This is a genomic window from Pseudomonas sp. 50_B, assembly GCF_017491625.1.
Lineage (GTDB): Bacteria > Pseudomonadota > Gammaproteobacteria > Pseudomonadales > Pseudomonadaceae > Aquipseudomonas > Aquipseudomonas danubii.
On sequence record NZ_JAFGYX010000199.1, the window covers coordinates 1 to 247 of the forward strand.

Annotated in this window: 1 protein-coding gene; it reads right to left on the reverse strand. The window is 61.9% G+C overall.

The features are described 5' to 3' along the window. A partial coding sequence (locus J5M73_RS31605; RefSeq protein ID WP_207817023.1) for an amino acid permease occupies nucleotides 1-247 on the reverse strand: 247 nt, incomplete at both ends.

The window sequence follows — 247 nt, forward strand, 5'->3', positions numbered from 1 at the left end:
GCCATGGACGGGTTCTGCAGCTTGGCCAGTTCCGGCTGGGTCATGATCCCCAGGGACAGCACGTTCACCAGCACCAGGAACAGCAGCACGGTGATGAAGCCGATGACAGTGGCCTTGCCCACGTCCGCGCGTTTCTGCGCCCGGGCCGAGTAGACGCTGGCGCCCTCGATGCCGATGAACACGAATACCGTGACCAGCATCATGTTGCGCACCTGGTCCATCACCCCGCCAAAATTCGGATTGCTAC